This window comes from Pseudoclavibacter helvolus, assembly GCF_014191305.1.
GTDB classification, from domain to species: Bacteria; Actinomycetota; Actinomycetes; order Actinomycetales; family Microbacteriaceae; genus Pseudoclavibacter; species Pseudoclavibacter helvolus.
This window is the reverse complement of the sequence record NZ_JACHWJ010000005.1, coordinates 279,016-295,585: the sequence shown is the minus strand read 5'-3', so window position 1 is coordinate 295,585 and position 16,570 is coordinate 279,016. Positions and strand designations below refer to the sequence as shown.

Sequence of the window (16,570 nt, the reverse complement as noted above, 5' to 3'; positions counted from 1 at the left end):
TCGGGTGTGGGCATCAGCTGCGGGGCACCCGGATGCTCGAGCTCAGCAGCTCAGCGGGTGGTGAGCGGCTGGAACTCGGGGTGCTTGCGGATGAACGCGGCGACGTACGGGCACTGCGGCACGATCGTGAGCGCCGACTGTTCACCGAGGGTCGTGAGGGCCGCATCCGTCAACACGGCCGCGAGGCCCTGCCCCTGGTAGGCGGGGTCGACGACCGTGTGGTCGATGACAATCGCGTCGGCCGTCGTGACGTAGCTCAAGTAGCCGAGCTCGGTGCCCTCACCGTCGTTGATGGCGAAGCGCGAGCGGTCATGCTGATGCTGAACGGAGTTTGACATGCGCAGAGGCTACGCCGCGCCGCGGGCAAACAGCTCAGCACTTGCCGTGTTCGAGACCCGCCTCAGTGTGCGCGCCGCTCGGCCAGCCCCAGAGAGGCCCGGCCGCCCCTGTGCGAAGGTTGACCGGTGACTGAGGAGCAGCAGGTCGAAGCGTCGGACGAGCAGGGGCGTCGTGCCGAGCGCACGGGACGCACCAAGCGGCGAGCATCCGCGCGCGTGCGCCGCAACCGCAAGATCGCGGCGGCAGCCCTCGCGGTCGTGGTCCTCCTCGGCGGTGGCTTCATCTACTGGGCCGTGACGGCGGCGTCGAACGGTGCCGCCAACGTGCCGACTATCGCCTCCACATCCACCCCTGCGACGCCCACCGGCACGCCGACGCCGACGGCAACCCCCGAGCCGACGCCGACGCCGACGCCCGAGCCGACCCCGACCGAGACGCAGCCCCCGGCAACAGCGCTCGACATCACTGATCCCAACAGCATCACCGTGCTCGTGAACAAGAAGACGCCGCTCGCGCCAGCCGACTACGCGCCTGCCGACCTCGTCGCGATGTCGGACATCGGGGTCCCCTCGGCCAACGGGCACTCGCTCCGCTCGGAGGCGGCGACCGCCGTGCAGACGATGTTCGCGGCGGCCAGCGCCGAGGCCGGGCTCACCCTCGACATGACGAGCGGATACCGCGACTACGGGCTGCAGACCGAGCTCTACAACGGCTACGTCGCTGACCTCGGTCAGGAAGCAGCTGACCTCACCTCCGCCCGTCCCGGCTACAGCGAGCACCAGACGGGGCTCGCCGCTGACATCTCCTCGCAGGGGGAGGGATGCGTGCTGGAACAGTGCTTCTCGACGACAGCGGGAGGGCAGTGGCTGGCCGCGAACGCGCACCGCTTCGGGTTCATCCTCCGCTTCCCTGATGGAGCGACGGCCACCACCGGATACGAGTTTGAGCCGTGGCACTACCGCTACGTCGGCGCAGAGACGTCGGCCGCGATGCAGGCGGCAGGCGCGACCACGTACGAGGAATTCCTCGGCGCTCCCGCGGCGCCAGGCTACTGAAACGGCGAGGCTCGATAGAGTTCTGCCAGAGCTTTGAAAGCAGAAGCACTCCAAGACCAGGAGGTCGAGATGGCAACGTGCCCCACGTGTGGTGCCGAAGCGCAGGTCGGACAGAGATTCTGCGCCGAGTGCGGTACCAAGCTGACGGCCGGGCGCCCTCGCGCCTCGGAGGGTGATGGCAGCAACGCCGCCCCGCGCCGCCCCGCGGATATCGGTGCAGGCGGGTTCCGCTGGAACGCCTCAGCGCCCACCCCTCCGTCAGAGGTCGTCGGGCGCGCACGTGAGGAAGCGCAGCAGGCCGCGCCCCCCAGCGACGGCGACGACTTCTTCGCACGCTACCGGCCCAAGGCTGCGTCGCCGAGCGCCCCTGAGGCTGACGACGTCGATGGCGACAGCGAAGCTGAGGCGGCGGCCCCGGAGCCGCAGTCGTTCCTCCGCTCGCGTCGCCGCTTCAACCCAGACCTCCGCGTGACTGGCGAGCGCAACGTCGTCACCCCCGAGGCCGTCATCCCGCCAGCTCCCGCGCGACCGCGCACCCCGGTTGCTCCCGCGCAGCCGGAAACACCGGTCGAGCAGCCGGCCGCCGAAGTCGCTACCCCGCAGTCGGATGCGCCACTCGCCCCGGCAGCTCCGAACGCGACGGGCCCTGTGCGCGACGCGTTTGCATTCGAGCCGCCGACCACCGAGTTCGACGTGCTCCCCATGAACACCCCTCCTGCCAGGTCCGCTGCCCCCGCAGGAGTGCCATCTGGTGACGAGGACGAGACGCGCGGGCAGGTGCCGAACTGGTTCTCCGAGCTCGACGGCACGGGCGACCCCGCCCCTGTGGCCCCGGCAGCCTCCGCGCCAGTCGCGCCCAGCGCTCCGAGCCGAGCTCCCGAGACGGACGCAGCGGCGGCACCGCAGTTCGGCCGCCCGCCCGAGCGGACCGACGCCGCCCCCGCGGTGAACACGCCCGCTGCCGCGGAACCGCAGTCTCCGACAAGTGGGGCGCCCAGGATCCCCGCATTCCGTGCGGAGCCGCCGGTGGCGCCAACGCCCCTCTTCGTGCCCTCGCCGCCGCCCATGCCCGCGACCGGTGACCAGTTCCGTGGCGCATCCGCTGCCCCCGTGTTCCCGAGCGGGCCCGCGGTTGTGCCTGGTGAACCGCCGCGCGCCGCACCGGCAGCGAGCAGCGCCTTCGACGAGCTTCTCGCTGGCGAGCGCAGCGACGGCAGCGTCCTCGACGATTCCGATCGCCCAATCGTGTCTCGCGACTTCGAGCAGACCGGCATCGTGCCCCTGCCGTCGCGCAAGCGTGAGAGCTTCGGTGAGGCCCAAGATTCCGAGCGCCGGGATGCGGCCGAGCTGTTCGGCGCACCAGGCGCCCCTGCTGCTCAATCCGCCCAGGCCCAGGCCCAGGCCCCCGCCAGCCCAGCAGCGCAGGCGCCAAGCGCGCCCGAGGCTGAGCCGGCGACCCGCGCGCTTCCGAGGCAGGACACCGGGCCGGCACTCGGCCAGGACTTCAACCAGGATCAGGGCTTCGCCCCGAATCCGGGTGCTGCCGCTGCTGCTGGTGCTGGAGCTGCGGGGGCCGCTCGTGCCGCTTCTGCTCCCTCGGCCCCGGACTTCGCCGCCCCGTCGCGATCTCAGGGCGGAAAGGCCGACCAGGACCCAGCACGCGAGCTGCTCTCCAGCTGGTTCGACGAGGACGACGCTGACCAGCAGCCATCGGTGCCAGCATCCGTCGGAACTCGTGCGCCTCGTGCGCCCCGCCGACCAGGGCCAGCCTCGCGGGCGTCGGGTGCCCCAGCAGCGGCGCCACCAAGGTCAACGGCGTCATCGCCGTCTGGACCTGTCAGCGACGAGCCAGACCTCCAGCCTTCTGAGCGCAACCCGTTCGATCGGGTCGGCGCGGCCCTTGGCGGCGGCAGCGGGGGTGGAGGCGGACGCGTGGGCGCGGCCGTCCGCGGCCTGGACAACCGCAACCGTCGCCGCCTCGGCGTCATCGCGCTCTCGGTGGTCGGATCGATCCTGCTCATCCTGTCGGCGATCATGATCGGCAACGTCGTCGGAGCGAACCGGGACGACCCGGTGGCTGGCGAGGACCCGGCCGCGAGCGAGACCGCCGGCGAGCAGCCTGACACGCAGGAGCCGGCGCCACCCGCGGGTCCGGTTGCAGTTGCAGATCCCAACTTCACCCCAGTCACGTTCACGAGCGAGACGGGCAACATCCGCTGCCAGATCACGCCGGAGACCGGTGTCGCCTGCCAGCAGTACACGGTGAACTTCGCGGTCCCGGATCAGGTGTGCGAGGCGGGTGCGACGGGCGTCGTGGTGGGCCTCGACTCCAACGGCTACACGTTCCCCTGCCTGACGGAAGACATTCCGCTTGAGGGAGCGGTCGTGCAGCCCTACAACTCGCCAGTGGTGCTCGGTGAGTTCGTCTGTGAGATCACCTTCGAGACCGGTCTGACCTGCTTCAACGCGTCTGGCGACATCGTGAGTGTCGAGTACTCGGCGGGTATCGGCCAGGCTGGGCGACTCAGCGCGACCAACCCGACGCCCGCGGAAGGCCAGTAGCCTCCCGCAGATCTTCAAGAGCAACGCTGCCAGTCAAATGGCCCTTGCGGCACCGCCGTAGAGGGCCATTTGACTGGCAGCGACTGCCTTCCGGGGTGCGCCGATTCCCCTGGGCCGCGCCCTCGCACAAAAGCGCTGCCTGCGGTTCCGACCTCCCGACGAGCTCGGGAGGTCGGAACCGCAGGCAGCGCTTGCGTGCTGGCGGCAGCCGCCGGCTAGGAGCCGAGCGCCGCGTCGACGATGGCCTTGGCCTCCGCCTGCACGAGCTTCAGGTGCTCTGGGCCCTTAAACGACTCTGCGTAGATCTTGTAGACATCCTCGGTGCCGGATGGGCGGGCAGCGAACCACGCGTTCTCGGTCGTGACCTTGACACCGCCGATGGCGGCCCCGTTGCCCGGCGCGTGGCTGAGGCGTGCCGTGATGGGGTCGCCAGCGACCTCAACGGCGGAGATGGCGTCGCCGTCGAGCTTGCCGAGCACGGCCTTCTGCGCAGGAGACGCTGGTGCGTCGACGCGCTCGTACGCGGGGCGACCGAACTCGGCGACGAGCTCCTCGTACCGCTGCGACGGCGTCTTGCCGGTCACGGCGATGATCTCGGCGGCGAGGAGGGCAAGCAGGATGCCGTCCTTGTCGGTAGTCCAGACGGTGCCGTCCTTGCGGAGGAACGAGGCCCCGGCGGACTCTTCGCCACCGAAGACGATGGACCCGTCGATCAGGCCAGGCACGAACCACTTGAAGCCGACCGGCACCTCGACGAGCGTGCGTCCGAGCGAGGCGGCCACGAAGTCGATCATCGTGCTCGACACGAGCGTCTTGCCGATGCCAGCGGTCTCGGACCACTCAGGACGGTTCGCGCACAAGTAGTCGATCGCGACGGCCAGGTAGTGGTTGGGGTTCATGAGCCCCGCGTCCGGGGTGACGATGCCGTGGCGGTCGGCGTCGGCGTCGTTGCCCGTGAGGATGTCGTAGTCGTGGCGGCGCGCGAGCACTGAGGCCATTGCGGACTGCGACGACGGGTCCATGCGGATCTTGCCGTCCCAGTCCAGCGTCATGAACGGCCAACGTGCGTCCACGTCCGGGTTGACGACCGTGAGGTCGAGGTCGTATTCGTCGGCGATGGCCTGCCAGTAGCGCACGCTCGCGCCGCCGAGGGGGTCTGCGCCGATGCGCACGCCCTCGCGCTTGATGGCGTCGACGTCGATGATGTTCTTCAGGTCGCGCACGTAGTCGCCCTTGAAGTCGTTGCGGCCGACATTCGTCTCGTCGGGGGTGCCGCGCTTCACGCCTTCGAGTCCAGCTTCGATGAGCTCGTTCGCGCGGTTCGCGATCCAGCCCGTCGCGTCGCTGTCGGCCGGTCCGCCGTGAGGGGGGTTGTACTTGAAGCCGCCGTCCTGCGGAGGGTTGTGGCTCGGGGTGACGACGATGCCGTCTGCCTGCTCGGTGTTGGCAGGGTCGGCGTTGTAGCGGATGATCGCGTGCGAGAGCGCCGGGGTCGGGACCCACTCGTCGTCGAGGTCGGCGAGCACGGTGACGCCGTTGCCGACGAGCACCTCGAGGGCGCTGCGCTCTGCTGGCTCACTGAGCCCGTGGGTGTCGCGTCCGATGAACAGCGGGCCGGTGATGCCCTGAGCTGCGCGGTACTCGACGATCGCCTGCGTGATGGCGAGGATATGCGTCTCGTTGAACGAGGAGTTGAGACTCGAGCCGCGGTGGCCGCTCGTGCCGAACGCGACGCGCTGCGTCGAGACGGCGGGGTCGGGGATCTTCTCGGCGTACGCAGCGATGAGTGCGTCGAGATCGATGAGGTCAGATTCAAGGGCGAGGCTGCCAGCGCGATCGTGCATGTCCACAGTCTGGCACCGCGAGGTGTCCCGTGGGGAGGAACTCATGCATCGGCATAGGCTGATCTCCATGACCGATGCCAGCGCCGTGCCAGATGAGCGAGAGACGTACTCCTACCTCGGGCCGGCCGGCACCTTTACGGAGGCGGCGCTCAGGCAGGTCGAGGCCGCGCGCGGGCAGGTCTGGCGCCCGGTGAGCAACGTCGGCGAGGCGCTCGCCGACGTCACGTCTGGGCGCAGCGTGGCGGCCATGATCGCGATCGAGAACAGCATCGAGGGTGGGGTCACCGCCTCGCAGGACGCGCTCGCCACGATTCCGGGGCTGCGCATCGCGGGCGAGTACGAGGTGTCGATCTCCTTCAGCCTGGTTGTGCGGCCCGGCACGCGACTCGAGGATGTGCGCACTGTCTCGGCGCACCCCGTTGCCTACGGGCAGTGCCGCAGGTGGCTTCACCTCAACATTCCTGGGCATGAGCACGTCGCGGCGAACTCGAACATCTCGAGCGTCAACGCCCTGTTCGACGAGCGTAGCGACATCGATGCCGCGATCGCTCCGCACGGCGTGCAGGATCGCTTCGACGTGTCGGTGCTCGGCGAGAGCATCCAGGACAACCAGACGGCGCGCACTCGCTTCGCCCTCGTAAGCCTGAGCCGGGAGCTGCCCGCCAGGACGGGGGCCGACAAGACGAGCCTCATCGTGGAGCTGCCCGAGGAGTTCCCAGGCTCGCTCATGGTCATGCTCGAGCAGTTCGCGACGCGCGGCGTGAACCTCTCGATGATCACCTCGCGCCCCCTGCCCGACCGCATCGGCTCGTATCGCTTCGTGCTCGACCTCGACGGGCACATCGATGACGCGCGAGTGGCGGATGCGCTGCTCGGCCTTCGCAGGTTCAGTCCGCACGTCATCTTCCTCGGCTCGTACCCTCGGGCCGACAGGAAGCCGGTTGTCGTCGACGCTCGGTGGGGCGATGAGCACTTCGGCGAGGCCGTCAACTGGCTGAGCTCGCTGCGCAGCTGATCGTCGGCCCCCGCTGGCTTCGCCGCTCAACGTTCGAGCACCTCGAGCAGGCTCTCGCCGAGGCGCCTGGCGCTGTCGACCGTGATGTCGAGGAGCGGCCCGTCGCGCAGCAGGAGCGCGAGCCACGGAATGCGCTCGTGCGCCTCCTGGTGCTGAACGAGCAGGAGGGTATCGACGGCAAAGGCATGCAGGTCGGTGCCGCGTGATGCTGGCGCCGCCGCCCTTGAGACCACCGAGACCTCTCTGCTGACGCTGTAGTGGAGGGTCTCGTCGGCGTCGAGGTGCAGGGCTATGCACCATTCGGGGCAGTTCCGGGTGCCGGATCGGTTCGTCATGCGCGGGTCTCCTGGGCTGGGCGCGGGGTGTAGGCGGCCCCGGTCCGGCACAGACGGGGCGAAGACCGCGCGTGGCGGTTGTGGTCTGTCCGGACACTGTAAAAGTGACCGACGACATTCCGTGTTGACGGTCGCCCCGAGGTCGTCGCGCTGCGTCGCGCCGTGCTTCTTACCCCAAGATTCGCCTCCGCGCCAGGGGGAGAAGTACCCGAAATTTACCTCTCACAAAAGGTCACGTTTCTGTTACCTTGGACAAGCACTATGCTGATTCCCACCTGCCCGTGCTAGCAGGCCCCCGGCTTCTGAAGCGCAATTCTGGTGGGTGGCGGGAATCCGCCTCGGCGTCGCGGTGCGAGGATGCCCGGCCGTTTGTTCGGCTGCCCCTCGCGAAGCAGCGCCTCGCAGTACCGAGACGATCTGTAACCAACGAAGGGGCCCACGCTTGAAGAAGCAGCTCGAACAGCTTGAGTCGGAGACGGGCTCGCGCTCGAAGTCCGCCCGCGGGGGCGTCCGCAAGACGCTCGCATCCATCGGCATCGTCGGCGGTCTCGTCGCGATCTCCGCCGGATTCGGCTCCGCACCTGCACTCGCAGACACTCCGAGCGAAGACCTCACGGGTTCGCGCACCGAGCCCGTTGCGGCTCCGTCCCGCCACGGCGACGACACGCGCTCGCACCTCTCGCGCTCCATACTGCCGGTGCGCGACTACGTCATCCAGCCGGGAGCAGTGCTCCCGCCCGGAGTCACGGCCGAAGAGGCCGCCATCTGGGAGATCTACGTCAAGATCGCGACGCCTGCGTTCATCAGCGAGCACATGTCGACGTACGAGACCTACAACAACCCGAGCAGCAACACGGCAGCTTCGGTCAACCAGGATCCAGACGACGCTTCGAAGTGGCAGCTCAAGGTTAACCTGGCCTACGCGGGCGATGAGGCGATCCTCACGGAGACCCTCATCCACGAGTTCGCTCACGTGCTTTCGCTCAACACGGAAGAGGTCGACCTCACGTACGCCTCGTGCGTGAAGCTCGAGCTCTGGGAAGGCTGCCCGCAGCCTGACTCGCAGATCCTCGGCTTCTACGAAAACTTCTGGGAGTCCTACGGTGCAGCAGCACCCCCTCAGGACAACTACGACTGGAACGTCGCCAACGCCTGGTACGCGACCCACGAGTCTGACTACGTGAGCAACTACGCGGCGATGAACATCGTCGAGGACTACGCAGAGACTTGGGCGGCGTTTGTCGTCACGGACGTGCAGCCGACTGGCGACACGGTTCTCGCCGACAAGTTCGAGTTCCTCTGGACCGACGCGGAGCAGCTCGAGCTGCGGAAGAACATCCGCATCGCCCTCGGGTTCGACGTGGCACCCACGCCAACGCCCGGCACCACGGTGACGCCGACCGCAACGCCAACCGCCACGGCAACGCCGACTGCAACCGCGACGCCTGAGCCAACGGCCACGGCGACGACCGAGCCGACGGCTACGGCGACGACCGAGCCGACGGCTACGGCGACGACCGAGCCGACCGCGACCGCGACGACCGAGCCGACGGCAACGGCGGAGCCCACAGCGACCGCCACCGCGACGCCGGGCACGACCATCACGGTCACGCCTTCCGCGTCGACGTCGGCCACGCCGACCGAGACCGCGGTCGCTGTTGGTGACGACACGCTCGCGACCACGGGTGGAGAGTTCGACGCGACGCTCGCGTTCGGCATCGCAGGTTCGGTGCTGCTCGCCGGCACCGTGCTCCTCCTGGCGCAGAAGAAGCGCAAGCAGGACGCCTAAGCACACGCAGGCTCAGGTCCGGCATACCCCGGTCTGAGAGACTGAGCGGCCTACCCCGAACAGGGGTGGGCCGCTCTTCTGTGCACGGAACGTGCTCAGCCATGTCTGGAGAACCGACAGTCGTGACGTCTGCCACTCGCCACCGTCCCCACGCGCACGCGCGTTCCGCGGGCCTCTTCTTCGTGGCCGCCCTCGTCGCGCCGCTCGTCCCATGGGAGCTGGCGCAGGCCCAAGCGGTCGAGGCGGACGACTCGCGAAGCTACTCGGTCGGCGACGGCGCCGAGCTCACGCCCGCCCCGACGGCAGAGGACGCCGCCGCCTGGGACACCTTCGTGAAGATCGCTACGCCGGAAGTCGCATCCGAACTTCTGACGAGCTACACGGTGTTCGACGACCCGGAGAGCGACACACACGCTTCGGTGGGGCAATCCGCGGACGACCCAGCATTCTGGACGCTCGAGGTGAACGCGGCGCGCGAGGCTGGCCTCGAACTCGAGCAGACGATGGTGCACGAATACGCGCATCTGCTGTCGCTCAACGTCGATGAGGTGGCGCTTGATGCGCCAAGTTGCACCACCCTCGTGCTCGCCGAGGGATGCGCGCTCGCCGGGTCGATGCTCGTCTCGTTCCACGAGCAGTTCTGGGCGCCGTACGGGAGCGCCGCACCAGACGCGGACAACGCCGACGTTGACGTGGCGGAGGCCTTCTACTCGCAGCACGAGGAGGCGTTTGTCGACGACTACGCGGCGACGAACGTCGTCGAAGACTTCGCAGAGACGTACATGGTCTTTGTGGTCGAGGACCGTCCGACCTCCGACTCAGCGGTCGCGGAGAAGCTCGACTTCTTCTGGGACCGTCCGGCGGAGGTCGAGCGGCGCGACCGCATCCGCGCGGCACTCGGCTGGGAGGAGGGCGCCACGGTGGCGCCTCTGACCACGGACTCGACGCAGACGCCTGAGGACGGCGGGGATGCTCAGCAGACGGTCGAGCAATCCGTCCCCCGTATGGCGATCATCACGATCGCCGTGCTGTCTGCGCTCATCGTCGCCCTGCTCATCGCGTTTGTCGTGTGGACACGCAGGCGCGCGCACCACGAGGTTGCTGAGTGCGAGCAGAGCGTAGAAGAGGGGTCCGGGCCCGGCCCAAGCAGCCCCTAGCCCAGCGCTCGCGGCTCTCCTCGAGAGCCAGGCGCTGGACGAGTTCACGGTGTGAGCTAGACGTTCGCCTTCTCGTGAGTCTTCTCGTCGAGCGGCGTCGGCGTGCTCTCGTTCGGGGCGAGTCCGAGCCGGCGTGCGAGCGTCCGGAGGCCCTCATTCTCGAGGATCGGCTTCGGCGTGCGCACCGTGAGGCTTGCGGGCTCGATCCAGATGCGGGCCGCGGTGATCTGTCCCGCGGCGTCGCCGTCGACCTCGAACTCCTCTGGCCCAGAGTCGAGGCGGAAGGTGACTTCCTCGACCTGCGCGTAGGTCAGCGCGCGCACGCGCTTGCGGCCCTGCAGCAGGATGCGCCTGCCGACGTCCGTGCGGCGCATGATCCCGGACTGCACGACGATGCGTCCGTAGATCTGCAGCCAGCCGATGAAGCCGTTCGGGCGCATGATGGCGAGGTCGAGCCTGCCATCGTCGATCTCCGCGTCCGGGAGCAGGTGGAGGCCCCCCGGCATGAGCCCGCAGTTGCCGACGATGACGGTGGCGGCTCGCAGCGAGCGTGCGTGCGCCTTCCCGTCGACGCGCAGCCGCAGGTGGAAGTTCGGTCCGTTGGCGACGGACCTGGCGATGCCGCCAAGGTAGGCGACCCAGCCGACCTTCTTCTTGAGGTCTTCTGAGGTGTTCACGATCATGCCAGCGTCGACCCCGACCCCGCCCATGACGGTGAAGGCCATGCGCTCGCGGGTCTTGTCCTCGCGCTCGACGGCGGCCCAGCCGAGGTCGATGCGCGCATCCACCCCACCGAAGGCGACTTCGACGGCGCGAGCGAGCGTGGTCATGGGGAGGTTGGAGGGCTTAGCGCCCGGCAGGAGCGTGGATGCGTTCTGCATCATCTCCGAGACCGTGTCGGTCACGCCTCCGGCGACTTCGATTCCGATGTTGCGGGCGAGGAGGTTGCCTGTGCCACCTGGGACGACTCCGAGCGCGACGTCGCTGCCCGCGAGAGTCTCGGCGACGAGGCGAACCGTGCCGTCTCCTCCGGCTGCGATGACCATTGTCGCGCCTGCCGCGATGGCTTCCTTGGTCTGCCCTGCCCCTGGGTCGTCGACGGTCGTCTCGAACCAGAGCGCCTCTGGCCATTCGTACCGCTCGGCGCTCTCGGCGACGGCTGCGCGCAGCGCTTTCGTGTCGACCTTCACTGGGTTGACGACGATGGCGGCGAGCTTGTCTGAGCCCTGAGGGGCGGTATGCGGCATGGGCTGAGCCTAGATCAGTCCCGGTGTGCGTCTGCGGCGAGCTCGGCTCGTGCCCGAGACACCCTCGCCAGCTAGGCTTGGCCCGTGATCGACGCCCAGCTTCTCCGTGACCAGCCCGACCTTCTCAAGCGCTCGCAGATCTCGCGCGGCAACGACCCGGCGACGGTCGACGCGGCCCTCGAGGCGGATGCTGCTCGCAGGGCGGCGATCTCCGAGTTCGAGCGGCTGCGCGCCGAGCAGAACGCCGCTTCGAAGCTGGTCGCGAAAGCCAGCAAGGAAGAGAAGCCGGCGATCCTCGCGTCGGTCAAGGAACTCGCGGCAACCGTGAAGGCTGCAAGCCAGGCTGCGAACGAGGCGAGTGCCGCTGCCGACGTGGCGATCGGGCGCATCCAGAACCTGGTGATCGACGGGGTTCCCGCCGGCGGCGAGGAGAACTTCGAGGTGCTCAAGACGGTCGGGGAGCGGCCGGCGTTCGACTTCGAGCCGCGCGACCACCTCGAGCTCGGCGAGCTGCTCGGCGCGATCGACATGCAGCGCGGGGCGAAAGTCTCCGGCGCGCGCTTCTACTTCCTCCGCGGCATCGGGGCGCGCCTCGAGCTGGCCCTCATGACGTACGCCCTCGACGTCGCGATCCGCAACGGCTTTGTCATGCTCACGACGCCGACGCTCGTGAAGCCCGAGATCATGCGCGGCACGGGCTTCCTCGGCGAGCACGCCGATGAGGTCTACCACCTCCAGGACGACGACCTGTACCTGACCGGCACGAGCGAGGTGGCGCTCGCGGGCTATCACTCCGACGAGATCCTCGACCTCGAGGCTGCGCCGCTGCGCTACGCCGGCTGGTCGACCTGCTATCGCCGCGAGGCGGGTTCGCACGGCAAGGACACCCGCGGCATCATCCGCGTGCACCAGTTCAACAAGCTGGAGATGTTCGTCTACGCGAAGCCGGAGGACGCGGAGGCAGAGCACAACCGCCTCCTCGGCTGGCAGGAGGAGGTGCTGCAGTCGCTCGGCCTGAGCTACCGCGTCATCGATACCGCCGCCGGCGATCTCGGTTCGTCGGCCGCTCGCAAGTTCGACGTTGAAGCGTGGGTTCCGACGCAGGACGCCTACCGCGAGCTCACCTCGACCTCCAACTGCACGACCTACCAGGCTCGTCGCCTGTCGACGCGTCACCGCACCGAGTCGGGCAAGACGGCGCCGGTCGCGACCCTCAACGGCACACTGGCGACAACTCGCTGGCTCGTGGCTCTGCTGGAGACGCACCAGCGCGCAGACGGCTCTGTGCTCATCCCCGAGCCGCTTCGCCCCTACCTCGGCGGCCTCGAGGTCATGGAGCCAGTCGCGTGAGCGCGGAGCACGCGACCGAGGCCGTTGTCGCGGGCGGGCGGATGCTCGTCGCGCTCGACATCGACGGCACGATCCTCGGCATCGACGGCACGATTCCGGATGCGACGGTCGAGCAGGTTCGTCGCTTGCGGGCCGCGGGCCACGAGGTCATGCTCGCGACGGGCCGAAGCTGGGCGGATACGCAGCCCATCGCGGAGCGCCTCGGCCTCGACTCGCAGTTCCACGTCTCGGCGAACGGTGCGATGACGCTGGAGCGCGATGCGGTCGCGCATGGCGGCTACGCGACGCGCTGGATCGAGACCTTCGACCCCACCGAGGTGCTGGTGAGCCTCCGCGGCGCGCTCGAGAACGCCATGTTCGCGGTCGAGGATTCGCAGGGTGTGTTCAAGTACAGCGGTCACTTCCCTGACGGCAGCTTCGAGGCGCGAGGCCAGGAGGTGCCATTCGACCAGCTGCTGAACGCCGAGGCGACGCGTCTTGTTGTCATCTCGCCGGACCACTCGATCGAGGAGTTTACGGCCGTCATCGAGCGCCTCGGCCTGCACGAGGTCAGCTACTCGGTCGGCTGGACGGCCTGGCTCGACATCGCCCCGGACGGCGTCAACAAGGGCACGGCGCTCGAGCGTGTTCGCCGTGAGCTCGGCATCCCTATTGAGCGGGTTGTTGTCGCCGGCGACGGTCGCAACGACATCGAGATGCTGCAGTGGGCCTCGAACGGCGGCACGGCCATCGCAATGGGTGACGCTCCCCAGGAGGTCATCGACGCAGGCACGGTGCTTGCACCCGACTTCGCGCACGACGGTCTCGGCGTCGCGCTGAGCAGGCTCAGCTAGGCCGCGGCATGACCGTCGACGTGCCAAGGCGGCGGCGGCGACCGATTGCCGCGCTCGGGCAGGCGCTCGACGGCTTCTTCTTCGTGTTTGCGGGCCTCGCGGCCATCTGGCTTGCCGTGCTCGTCGCCGACGATTCGCTGCAGGTGGGCTGGTGGGGCATCCTGCTGCTCGTCTTCTTCTGGGGGCTGCTCGCCTACCTGGTGCTGCCGCGCATCCACCGCATCCTCACCACCGTGTACGTGCCCGACTATTTCATCGGCAGGGCACGCACCAGCGATGGGCTGCTCGGCGATCCCATCAACCTCGGGCTGCTCGGACACGAGGACGAGCTGCACGAAGCGATGCGCGCGGCGGGCTGGACCAGGGCAGACGACATCTCGCTGCGCACGAGCCTCGGGATCATCAACTCGACGATCACGCGCAGGAGCTACCACGAAGCGCCGGTGAGTCCGCTGTTTCTGTTTGGTCGCCAGCAGGACTTCGCGTACCAGCAGGAGGTCGAGGGCAACCCCGCGAAGCGGCACCACGTGCGCTTCTGGAAGTGCCCAGAAGACTGGCTTCTGCCCGGAGGTACGAGGGTCGACTGGCTCGCGGCCGGCACGTTCGACCGTGCCGTCGGCTTCTCGCTCTTCACGCTGCAGGTGACGCACAAGATCGACGCGGATACCGATATCGAGCGTGACCACATCGTCGCGACGGTGCTCGAGGGCACCCCGACGGCGTCGGTCTCGGTGCTCAAGGACTTCTCGACCGGCTATCACTCGCGCAACGGTGGTGGCGACTCGATCCGCACCGACGGCAACCTTCCTGTGCTGCAGTTGCCGAGTACTGCGGGTACTTCTGTGAGCGTTCCCTCCGCCGTTCCCGCGGTGCTCGCGACCGCGGCGGCAGGGGGAGGTGCGAGCCGCGCCGAGCTGAGTTCTCGCCAGCGTGCAGCGGAGAAGCGCGCCGCCTTTGAGACCATGAGCACCTCGAATCCGGTCGAGGTCTCGGTCGGCGAGGAGGTTCGCAGGCACGGGCGGCCGATCGCGACGACCTTCGGGGCGTTCGTCGTCTTCGGGCGCGGACTGCTCGCCGTGCTTTTCTTCGGCATCCTGGCGCTGGCCGGGCCGGACGGGATGCAGGACGTGCTCAAGGAGTTCGAGGTCAAGGACCCGGACGCTGCGTCCCTCGCGCAGCCGGTGTGGATCGCGACCATGGTCGTCGGTGCCATCGTCGTGCTGACGTCCTTCCTGCTCGGGGTGCTCGTGCTGCGCGGAGTGAATTGGGCGCGCATCACGCTGCTGCTCTACGCGACCCTCTCCATCGGCTTGCAGTTCGGGGGCTGGTGGGCCGGCGACGAGGAAATCAGGTTCAGCACTACCCTCGCGTTCACGGCTCTGGATATCCTGTCCTTGCTGGCTCTGTCAGGGAAGCCGGCTCGTCAGCACTCGCGGCAGCGTTCGTGAGGTCGTGGCGACGGCCGTGAGGCCACAATGTGTGCCCCGGTAACCAGACATTTCACTTTCGGTTACCATGGACACGCGACAAGCTCGAAAACGATACTGAATCGTTGTGAGCGAGTCTGGAGGGCTGTCCGAGCGGCCGATGGAGCTGGTCTTGAAAACCAGTGGGCAGCAATGTCTCGTGGGTTCGAATCCCACGCCCTCCGCCACCAAACCCCTGACGTGAGGAACACCGCCTGTGACGCACTCCGGACCTTCCCGCGCACGTCGCGGCTTCGTCCCGGGCCAGGGCGTCAAGGACGAAGCTCCGAAGGTCACGTCGGCGCGCCACGGCAAGCTGCACGTCACGACGCCGACGAACTCCGTCGTGAAAACGGGAACGATCGCCCTGTGCGTCGCGCTTGTCAGCGTCATGTTCGTGGGCGCGCTCGCCTGGATCAACCTGCAGGCGAAGGTCACGACCTTTGATATCGCCGACCCGTCAGGTTCTGAAGAGCCCGCGAGCTTCGCCGAGATCGAGGGCGGCATCAACGTGCTGCTCGTCGGCAGCGACGACCGCACGGGCCAGGGCGCTGAGTTCGGCGAGGGCGAGGCGGACGCTGACGGCGTGCTCAACGACGTCAACATGCTGTTGCACATCGCGGAGGACCGCTCGAGCGCATCCGTCGTCAGCATCCCGCGCGACACGATCGTGAACCAGCCGGCCTGCACCAACGACCAGGGCGTCGCCATGGATGAGGCCTTCGAGGTCCCCATGAACAGCATCCTCGGCGAGGGCGGTATGAACTGCGTCGTGTCGACGGTCGAGGCGATGAGCGGCATTGAGATCCCGTACGCGGCGATGGTCAAGTTCCGCGGCGTGATCGAGATGTCGAACGCCGTCGGCGGCGTGGACGTGTGCGTCGCGAACGAGATCAGTGACGACTACGTCGGGCTCTATCTGCAACCGGGCAACTACTCGCTGCAGGGCGAGGATGCGCTGAAGTTCCTCCGCACCCGCCACGGCGTCGGCGACGGCAGCGACCTGACCCGCATCGCGAACCAGCAGGTGTTCCTGTCGTCGCTCATCCGCGAGGTGAAGAGCGCGGGCACCCTCACGAACCCCGTCAAGCTCTACGGCCTTGGCGTCGCGGCGACGCAGAACATGACCATGTCGAGCTCGCTCACCGACCCGAACACCCTGGTCAGCATGGCGATGGCTCTCTCGCAGGTGCCGCTCGACAAGATCACGTTCGTGCAGCTGCCAACCGCCGCCTACGACTCGGCCCGCGTGCAGCCGCTTGAGCCGGACGCAACGGCCATGTGGGAGCTGCTGCGCACCGACCAGTCGCTGGAGGTTGCGGGCGCTCCCGAGCCGACGGAGACACCGGCAGACCCGAACGCAACGGTCAACATCGACCCGGCCACGGGTTGGCAGATCGACCCAACCACGGGCTTCCCGATCGACCCCGCAACCGGAATCCCCGTCGACCCCTCGACCGGGCTCCCGGTCGAGACTGTGCCGACGACGGCCGTGCCTCAGCCCACGCTCGCCGGCCAGCGCGCCGACGAGGAGTCTTGCTCGAACGCGAGTACTTCGCTGTTCTAGGCGCAAGGCAC

At 68.3% G+C, this 16,570-nt stretch carries 13 protein-coding genes and 1 tRNA gene; 10 read left to right on the top strand and 4 right to left on the bottom strand.

All coding sequences use genetic code 11. From position 1 onward, the window contains the following. Positions 1-50 precede the first annotated feature (50 nt). On the bottom strand, positions 51-338 hold the full coding sequence (locus FHX72_RS16140; protein WP_068477897.1) for a GNAT family N-acetyltransferase: 288 nt from the start codon (positions 336-338) through the stop codon (positions 51-53). 126 nt (positions 339-464) lie between these two features. Between FHX72_RS16140 and FHX72_RS19825 the strand changes: the two genes are divergently transcribed. Together FHX72_RS19825 and FHX72_RS16130 are read left to right on the top strand one after the other, a co-directional pair. After that, positions 465-1,394, top strand: a complete 930-nt coding sequence (locus FHX72_RS19825) for a D-alanyl-D-alanine carboxypeptidase family protein (protein WP_183626443.1) — start codon at positions 465-467, stop codon at positions 1,392-1,394. Positions 1,395-1,463: 69 nt separating this feature from the next. Continuing rightward, on the top strand, positions 1,464-3,956 hold the full coding sequence (locus FHX72_RS16130) for a hypothetical protein (RefSeq protein ID WP_183626441.1): 2,493 nt from the start codon (positions 1,464-1,466) through the stop codon (positions 3,954-3,956). Between the two features lie 215 nt (positions 3,957-4,171). On the opposite strand, the gene pgm is transcribed toward FHX72_RS16130, so the two are convergent. Beyond that, positions 4,172-5,800 (bottom strand): phosphoglucomutase (alpha-D-glucose-1,6-bisphosphate-dependent), encoded by a 1,629-nt coding sequence (gene pgm, locus FHX72_RS16125; protein WP_068477902.1) that lies wholly within the window; start codon positions 5,798-5,800, stop codon positions 4,172-4,174. Positions 5,801-5,867: 67 nt separating this feature from the next. Between pgm and pheA the strand changes: the two genes are divergently transcribed. Then, entirely contained in the window at positions 5,868-6,815 is a 948-nt protein-coding gene (pheA, locus tag FHX72_RS16120; RefSeq protein WP_183626439.1) for a prephenate dehydratase, read from the top strand. 26 nt (positions 6,816-6,841) lie between these two features. On the opposite strand, the gene FHX72_RS16115 is transcribed toward pheA, so the two are convergent. Beyond that, complete coding sequence (locus tag FHX72_RS16115; RefSeq protein ID WP_183626437.1) at positions 6,842-7,150, bottom strand: hypothetical protein; 309 nt, start codon at positions 7,148-7,150, stop codon at positions 6,842-6,844. 442 nt (positions 7,151-7,592) lie between these two features. Between FHX72_RS16115 and FHX72_RS16110 the strand changes: the two genes are divergently transcribed. Both FHX72_RS16110 and FHX72_RS16105 read left to right on the top strand, forming a co-directional pair. Continuing rightward, positions 7,593-8,939 (top strand): hypothetical protein, encoded by a 1,347-nt coding sequence (locus FHX72_RS16110; protein ID WP_183626435.1) that lies wholly within the window; start codon positions 7,593-7,595, stop codon positions 8,937-8,939. Between the two features lie 122 nt (positions 8,940-9,061). Then, positions 9,062-10,096, top strand: a complete 1,035-nt coding sequence (locus FHX72_RS16105; protein WP_183626433.1) for an NADH:ubiquinone oxidoreductase subunit 4 (chain M) — start codon at positions 9,062-9,064, stop codon at positions 10,094-10,096. Positions 10,097-10,152: 56 nt separating this feature from the next. Here FHX72_RS16105 and FHX72_RS16100 read toward each other — a convergent pair whose 3' ends face one another. Further along, on the bottom strand, positions 10,153-11,343 hold the full coding sequence (locus FHX72_RS16100; RefSeq protein ID WP_183626431.1) for a diacylglycerol/lipid kinase family protein: 1,191 nt from the start codon (positions 11,341-11,343) through the stop codon (positions 10,153-10,155). Positions 11,344-11,427: 84 nt separating this feature from the next. Here FHX72_RS16100 and serS point away from each other — a divergent pair, with 84 nt between their 5' ends. The 5 genes from serS to FHX72_RS16075 all read left to right on the top strand — a co-directional run bounded on the left by serS (position 11,428) and on the right by FHX72_RS16075 (position 16,559). Then, the gene (gene serS / locus FHX72_RS16095; protein ID WP_068477918.1) at positions 11,428-12,693 is read left to right on the top strand and encodes a serine--tRNA ligase; all 1,266 of its coding nucleotides are present in this window, start codon (positions 11,428-11,430) and stop codon (positions 12,691-12,693) included. Next, positions 12,690-13,526 (top strand): HAD family hydrolase, encoded by an 837-nt coding sequence (locus FHX72_RS16090; RefSeq protein WP_235812632.1) that lies wholly within the window; start codon positions 12,690-12,692, stop codon positions 13,524-13,526. The genes serS and FHX72_RS16090 overlap by 4 nt, the downstream gene beginning before the upstream one ends. Before the next feature lie 8 nt (positions 13,527-13,534). Further along, positions 13,535-14,974, top strand: coding sequence for an LssY C-terminal domain-containing protein (locus FHX72_RS16085; RefSeq protein ID WP_183626429.1), 1,440 nt, complete (start codon positions 13,535-13,537; stop codon positions 14,972-14,974). Between the two features lie 118 nt (positions 14,975-15,092). After that, a tRNA-Ser gene (locus FHX72_RS16080) sits at positions 15,093-15,180 on the top strand. Positions 15,181-15,209: 29 nt separating this feature from the next. Then, the gene (locus FHX72_RS16075) at positions 15,210-16,559 is read left to right on the top strand and encodes an LCP family protein (RefSeq protein WP_068477919.1); all 1,350 of its coding nucleotides are present in this window, start codon (positions 15,210-15,212) and stop codon (positions 16,557-16,559) included. Positions 16,560-16,570 lie beyond the last annotated feature (11 nt).

Coding starts and splice junctions, on each gene's coding strand:
- FHX72_RS16140 (WP_068477897.1), bottom strand. CDS start 338: ATGTCAAACTCCGTTCAGCATCAGCATGACCGCTCGCGCTTCGCCATC.
- pgm (WP_068477902.1), bottom strand. CDS start 5,800: ATGCACGATCGCGCTGGCAGCCTCGCCCTTGAATCTGACCTCATCGAT.
- FHX72_RS16115 (WP_183626437.1), bottom strand. CDS start 7,150: ATGACGAACCGATCCGGCACCCGGAACTGCCCCGAATGGTGCATAGCC.
- FHX72_RS16100 (WP_183626431.1), bottom strand. CDS start 11,343: ATGCCGCATACCGCCCCTCAGGGCTCAGACAAGCTCGCCGCCATCGTC.
- FHX72_RS16130 (WP_183626441.1), top strand. CDS start 1,464: ATGGCAACGTGCCCCACGTGTGGTGCCGAAGCGCAGGTCGGACAGAGA.
- FHX72_RS16085 (WP_183626429.1), top strand. CDS start 13,535: ATGACCGTCGACGTGCCAAGGCGGCGGCGGCGACCGATTGCCGCGCTC.
- pheA (WP_183626439.1), top strand. CDS start 5,868: ATGACCGATGCCAGCGCCGTGCCAGATGAGCGAGAGACGTACTCCTAC.